This is a genomic window from Streptomyces sp. NPDC060209 (assembly GCF_042728155.1).
Classification (GTDB): domain Bacteria; phylum Actinomycetota; class Actinomycetes; order Streptomycetales; family Streptomycetaceae; genus Streptomyces.
In genome coordinates, this window is sequence record NZ_JBHWZS010000225.1 from 7,592 (window position 1) to 14,053 (window position 6,462).

7 protein-coding genes are annotated in these 6,462 nt (G+C 70.3%); all 7 read left to right on the plus strand.

The window, feature by feature from the left end; all coding sequences use genetic code 11:
- On the plus strand, positions 1-861 hold an 861-nt coding region (locus ACFWFI_RS31450; RefSeq protein WP_387396759.1), incomplete at its 5' end, for a phosphotransferase family protein.
- Between the two features lie 71 nt (positions 862-932).
- A complete protein-coding gene (locus tag ACFWFI_RS31455) occupies positions 933-2,189 on the plus strand; it encodes an acyl-CoA dehydrogenase family protein (protein WP_387396761.1) in 1,257 nt (418 codons plus the stop codon).
- Complete coding sequence (locus ACFWFI_RS31460) at positions 2,186-2,962, plus strand: SDR family oxidoreductase (RefSeq protein ID WP_387396763.1); 777 nt, start codon at positions 2,186-2,188, stop codon at positions 2,960-2,962. The genes ACFWFI_RS31455 and ACFWFI_RS31460 overlap by 4 nt, the downstream gene beginning before the upstream one ends.
- The gene (locus ACFWFI_RS31465; protein WP_387396765.1) at positions 2,959-3,744 is read left to right on the plus strand and encodes an SDR family NAD(P)-dependent oxidoreductase; all 786 of its coding nucleotides are present in this window, start codon (positions 2,959-2,961) and stop codon (positions 3,742-3,744) included. Before ACFWFI_RS31460 ends, ACFWFI_RS31465 begins: the two co-directional genes overlap by 4 nt.
- The gene (locus tag ACFWFI_RS31470; RefSeq protein WP_387396767.1) at positions 3,741-4,535 is read left to right on the plus strand and encodes an enoyl-CoA hydratase/isomerase family protein; all 795 of its coding nucleotides are present in this window, start codon (positions 3,741-3,743) and stop codon (positions 4,533-4,535) included. Before ACFWFI_RS31465 ends, ACFWFI_RS31470 begins: the two co-directional genes overlap by 4 nt.
- Positions 4,536-4,566: 31 nt before the next feature.
- Positions 4,567-5,715 carry an acetyl-CoA C-acetyltransferase gene (locus tag ACFWFI_RS31475; protein ID WP_387396769.1) on the plus strand — a complete coding sequence of 383 codons (1,149 nt, stop codon included), beginning with the start codon at positions 4,567-4,569 and terminating at the stop codon, positions 5,713-5,715.
- An 80-nt stretch (positions 5,716-5,795) separates the two neighbouring features.
- On the plus strand, positions 5,796-6,416 hold the full coding sequence (locus ACFWFI_RS31480) for a TetR family transcriptional regulator (protein ID WP_387396771.1): 621 nt from the start codon (positions 5,796-5,798) through the stop codon (positions 6,414-6,416).
- The last annotated feature ends 46 nt before the right edge of the window (positions 6,417-6,462 follow it).

Genomic DNA, 6,462 nt, shown 5'->3' on the forward strand with positions numbered 1-6,462 from the left:
GGACTGACGTACTCGGTCACGGCGGGAGACGCGCGGTACGTCGTCAAGGCGGTCCCCCCGGGGCAGCGGCCCATCGGACGCAACGACGTGATGCGCCAGGCGCGGATTCTTGCCGCGCTGGCCGGTTCCCCGGTGCCGGTGCCCGGCGTCGTGGCCGTCGACGGGGCGCAACCCGCTTGGTTCGCGATGGACTTCGCAGCCGGGGAGGCGATCGAGCCCGTACTCGACGACCCCGAAGTGCCCACGGGGACGGCGCGGGCCCGGATGCTGGAGATCGCGTCCGTGCTGCGGCGACTGCACGACACCGATGTCCGAACGCCTGGACTCGAGGCGCCCGAACCGCTGGACGCCGCAGGAGAGCTGGCGCGGTGGAGCCGGACCATGCTGGCCGTTCCGGACGAACTCCGTCCTGGAGGACAGGAGTTGATGGAACGCCTGGCAGACGAGGTACCCGATGACCTCCCGCCCGTGTTGCTGCACGGCGACTTCCGACTCGGCAATGTGCTGTGCGTGGGCGAGGACCCGGTGGCGGTCGTCGACTGGGAGATCTGGAGCGTCGGTGACCCGCGCATCGACCTGGGCTGGTTCCTGCTCTTCGCCGACCACCGCAACTTCCCGCAGCTGGGCCGCGCCGTGCCCGGCCTGCCCACCGAGGCCGAATTGCTGGACGCCTACCTGGGCGGACGCCCCGTGCTGCCCGCCATGGACTGGTTCCGGGCCCTCGGCCGCATGAAGATGGCCGCGATCATGGGCCACAATCTGCGCCGGCACCGCCAGGGCAAGCACCATGACCCGGACCAGGAGCGCCTGCCGCCCACGATCGCCGCGATGATCCGCTCGGCGCGCGACATCCTCGGCTGACCCGGGCCGACCGCACAAGCCACAACACATGGGACGCATGCCGAGCCGGACGCCGGCGAAGAGGAGCAGTCGTGGATTTCGGATTCTCGCCGCAGGCGGTTGATCTTCAGTACCGTATGCGGTCGTTCATGGAGCAGTACGTCTTTCCCGCGGAAGCTGTCTACGACCGACAGCTCGCCGAGGCCGACGACCGGCACGCGCTGCCGCCGGTGATGACCGAACTGAAGGAAAAGGCGCGCGCGGAGGGCCTGTGGAACCTCTTCATGGCGCACGGTGACTGGGGCGCAGGGCTCACCAATCTCGAATACGCCCCGCTCGCCGAGCTGGCCGGCCGCTCCATCATCGGCCCCGAGGTGTTCAACTGCTCGGCGCCCGACACCGGCAACATGGAACTGCTCGCGCTGTTCGGCACGCCGGAGCAGCAGGAGCGTTGGCTGCGGCCACTCCTGGAGGCGGAGATCCGGTCGTGCTTCGCCATGACCGAACCCGAGGTCGCCAGCTCCGACGCCCGCAACATCCGCACCCGCATCGTCCGCGACGGCGACCACTATGTCGTCAACGGCCGCAAGTGGTACACCTCCGGAATTCTCGACCCGGACTGCAAGCTGATCATCCTGATGGGCAAGACCGACCCGGACGCACCGACCTACCGGCAGCAGAGCATGGTGCTCGTCCCGCGCGACACGCCCGGTGTCACGGTCGTCCGTGACCTGCCGATGTTCGGTTACACCGACCGGTGCGGGCATGGCGAGGTGCTCTTCGAGAACGTCCGCGTGCCGGTGGAGAACATCCTCGGAGGGGAGGGACAGGGCTTCGCCCTCGCCCAGGGACGACTCGGCCCGGGACGCATGCACTACGCGATGCGCGCCGTCGGCTTCGCCGAGCGCGCCCTGCAGCTGATGTGCGAGCGCACCACCGAACGCCTCGCCTTCGGCGGGCCGCTCGCAGACCGCGGTGTGGTGCGCGAGTGGATCGCCCGCAGCCGCATCGAGATCGAGCAACTGCGGCTCCTCGTCCTCAAGTCGGCGTGGCTGATGGACACCGTGGGCAACGCGGCCGCCCGTATGGAAGTCGCCGCGATCAAGGTGGCCGCCCTAGAGGTCGCACACAAGGTGGTCGACCGCTCGGTGCAGGCACACGGCGCGGCGGGCGTCAGCGACGACACCGTACTGGCCCGGCTGTACTCCATCACGCGGGCGCTGCGCATCGCCGACGGCCCCGACGAAGTGCACTTGCGGACCGTCGCCCGCCAGGAACTCGCCAAGTACGAGAAGCCCGACCCGAACGCCGAACACCACACGACGGACCCGAAGGCAGGAGCAGCGTGAGCGCCAACACCCTCGACGGCAAGGTCGCCGTCATCACCGGCGGATCCCGCGGCATCGGCCTCGGTATAGCCGCCGCCTACCGGGCGGCCGGTGCGCACGTGGTGATCGCCGCACGCAAGGCGGACGGACTCGCAAAGGCACACGAGGAGTTGCTGCGGGTCAAGGGCGACGGTGACATCCACACCGTCGTGGCAAACGCCGGCGAGCCCGAGCAGGCCGAAGCCTGCGTCGACGAGACCATGGCCCGCTTCGGCCAGGTCGACATCCTCGTCAACAACGCGGCGACCAACCCGTACAACGGCGACCTCCTCGACCTGGACCTGCCGCGCGCGGAGAAGACCGTACGCGTCAACCAGTACGGGATGATCGCCTGGACGGGCTGCGCCTGGCGGGCCTGGATGAGTGAGCACGGGGGAACGGTGATCAACATCGCCTCCGTCGGCGGGCTGATCGTCGACCCGCACATCGGCTACTACAACGCGACCAAGGCCGCCATGCTGCACATGACCCGGCAGCTCGCCTACGAACTCGGCCCGCGGGCCCGGGTGAACGCGATCGCCCCAGGTCTGATCAGGACGGAACTGGCGCGTGCGGTGTGGGAGGTCCGCGAGCCCGTCCTCACCGCCAAGCTGCCGATGCGCCGTCTCGGCACGGTGGAGGACGTCGCGAGCGCGGCGCTGTTCCTGGCCTCCGACGCCTCCTCCTGGATGACAGGCCAGACTCTGGTGCTCGACGGAGGCGCGACCGCCCTGCCGATCGGGGTGGAGGAGTGACTGCGCCGCGATCTGCCGCCGAACTGTTCTCGGTGGAAGGCAGGACGGCGATCGTCACCGGTGCCTCCGCAGGGCTCGGCGCACGCTTCGCCGCCGTCCTCGCGCAGGCCGGCGCCACCGTCTTCGCCGCTGCCCGCCGCATCGACCGGCTGAAGGAACTCGCCGATTCCGACACGCGTATCCACCCCGTGGCCTGCGACGTCTCGCTCGAGGCCGACCGGACGAGGCTGGCCGAAACGGCACTGGCCGCCACCGGCCGCATCGACATCCTGGTCAACAACGCGGCCACGTCGGGAGAGATACGTGCGCAGGACGAGTCCCCGGATGCCTTCGCCGAGGTACTCGGCGTCAACCTCACCGCGCCCTTCCACCTCGCCCGGCTCACCGCAGAAGCTCCCGCACCCGAGGAGGCCCCCACCTCGGGGAAGAGCATCATCAACGTCTCCTCCATTCTCGGCCTGGTCTCGGCCGCGCCCCTCGGGGGCGCGAGCTACTCGGCATCCAAGGCAGGACTGATCGGCCTGACCCGGGAGCTGGCCGGTCAGTGGGGCCGGGACGGCACACGCGTCAACGCCCTGGCCCCTGGCTGGTTCCGTACCGAGATGACCGCCGACCTCTTCGGTGACGAGCGCTCGAGTCGCTGGGTCGACCGCAACACCCTGCTGCGCCGTGGCGGCGACGGCCACGAGCTCGACGGCGCGCTGCTCTACCTCGCCTCGGACGCCTCCAGCTACTGCACCGGGCAGGTCCTGACCGTCGACGGCGGATGGACGGCGCGATGAGTGTCGGTATCGAGGTCCAGGACGACGGCCTGGCCCACGTCACCCTGCGGCGGGGCGAGGCGGGGAACGCCATCGACCTCCGTATGGCGCGCGGACTGCTGGACGCGGCACGGGTCTGTCAGCGGGAAGGTGCCCGGGCTGTACTCCTCACCGGCGAGGGGAAGTCCTTCTGCGTCGGCGGCGACCTCAGGGAGTTCTCGCAATTCACCGGCGAGGCACTGGAGAAACACCTCATCGCGGTGACCGACGCGCTGCACGACGCCCTGCGCACGTTCGCCGCGCTCGACGCGCCCGTGGTGGCAGCGGTTCAGGGCGCGGTCGCCGGCGCGGGCATTGGCCTTGCCGCGGCAGCCGATGTGACCCTGGCCGCTGACAACGCCTCCTTCACCGCCGCGTACACCGGGATCGGCTACTCGCCGGACGGCGGAGTGAGCTGGTTCCTGCCCCGTATCGTCGGCCCCAAGAGGGCCCTCGACCTGCTGCTGACGAACCGCAGGCTACCGGCAGCGGAAGCCGCGGCGATCGGACTGGTGAGCCGGGTCGTCGCCCCCGACCGACTGTCCGCCGAGGCCACACGGACGGCCGAGGCCCTGCGCCGCGGCCCCACCGCCGCCTTCGGCGCCACCCGTCGGCTCCTCGCCGCCGGACTGACCGCGGACCTCGGCCCGCACCTGGACAGCGAGGCCCGCGCAATCGCCGCTGCGGCCGCCTCCGACGAGGGCCGCGAGGGCGTCGCCGCGTTCCTCAGCAAGCGAGCACCCGAATTCACACGCGTCCCGCCCGGGCCGTGATCCTCCTTCCACCGAACCCATGGAGCCCTCCGTGCCGGAAGCATTCATCGTCGGAGCCGTCCGCACCCCCGTCGGCCGCCGCAAGGGCACGCTCAGCGGCGTGCACCCCGCCGATCTCGGCGCCCATGTGCTGCGCGCGCTGCTGGAACGCACCGGCGTCGACCCGGGTGCCGTCGACGACGTGTACTTCGGCTGCGTCGGCCAGATCGGCGCCCAGACGGGGAACATCGCCCGCACCGCGTGGCTGTCGGCGGGTCTGCCGCAGCATGTGCCCGGCACTACGATCGACCGGCAGTGCGGATCCTCGCAGCAGGCTGTGCACTTCGCCGCCCAGGCGGTCGGGTCCGGCGCCGCCGACCTCGTGGTCGCCGGCGGCGTGGAGGTGATGAGCCTGGTGCCCATCGCGAGCCCGATGTTCGTCGGCGAAAAGGCCGGCCTCGGCAGTCCTTACGCCGGCGACGGGTGGCGCGAGCACTTCGGTGGCCAGGAGGTCTCGCAGTTCCGAGGGGCCGAGCTGATCGCCGAGAAGTGGGGAATCTCCCGCGAGGACATGGAACAGTTCGCGCTCACCAGCCACCAGCGGGCGCTTGCCGCCCAGGCCGACGGCGTCTTCGACGACGAGATCGTCCCGGCCTTCGGGCTCACCGCAGACGAGGGCCCGCGCGCCGACAGCACGCTCGTGAAGATGGCGGCCCTGAAGACCCTCACCGAGGACGGCCGGCTGACAGCGGCGGTTTCCAGCCAGATCTCCGACGGTGCCGCAGCCCTGCTGATCGCCTCCGAGGAGGCGGTACGCCGCCACGGCCTGACCCCGCTCGCGCGCGTGCACACCATGGCCGTGGTCGGCTCCGACCCGATCCACATGCTGACCGGGCCGATCCCCGCCACCGAGAAGGTCCTGGACAAGGCGGGTCTGTCGATCGGTGAGATCGACCTGGTCGAGATCAATGAGGCCTTCGCCTCCGTGGTCCTGGCCTGGCAGAAGGAGATCGGCGCCGCTCCGGAGCGGGTCAACGCCGTCGGCGGCGCGATCGCACTCGGGCATCCGCTGGGTGCCACGGGTGCGCGGCTCATGACCACGCTCGTTCACCAGTTGCGCAGGACGGGTGGCCGCTACGGTCTGCAGACGATGTGCGAGGGCGGCGGCATGGCCAATGCGACCGTCCTCGAAGTCCTGTGAGCGTTCCGATTGGCAACTGAGTTCAACTTGGGTTTACTCTCGGGTACGCACACGCTGAGTGACGGCCAGGAGAGAGGGTCATGACCAGGATCGTTGAACCGGAGGCGGGGCCGCGGTCCAAGCGCGCGGCCATCCTCCAGGCCGCGGTGGACTGCTTCGGCGAAGCCGGCTTCGAGGCCACCAAGTGGTCCACCGTGGCCGAGCGGGTGGGGATCGGGCAGACCGCCCTCTACCACTACTTCGAGTCGAAGACGCACTGCCTGCTCACCATCATGCGGCTCGAGCTGCAGCGCTCCCACGACCGGTTCGTCGAGGCGACCAAGGACGCGGAGGAGCCCGCCGAGGCGTTGCGGGCCGCCGTCCGTGCCGCGTACGAGGTGTCCCCGCACGAAGTCCTGCAGATGCGCATCCTGCAGAGCCACATGGACCTGCTCTCCGGCGCGCGCCGGTCCAAGCGTGAGGAGGACGAGCGGGTCGCGGCCCGCCAGTTGGTCCAGGTCGTCGAGAGGGACTGGACGAACCTGCTGGTGAAGGGCATGTCCCAGGGCGCCTTCCCGCTGCGGGACGCGCAGTTGCTGGGCGCGAGCGTACTCGGTCTGATCGTCAGCGTCTGGCGGTGGTACCGGCCGTCGGGGCCCACGCCGCTGTCGGAGATCAGTGAGCTGATCGAGGGCGCCTGCGTGCGGATGGTCGCCTCCTGACGCGCTGAGCACACACCCCGCGGCCCCCTGACGGACATCCGTCAGG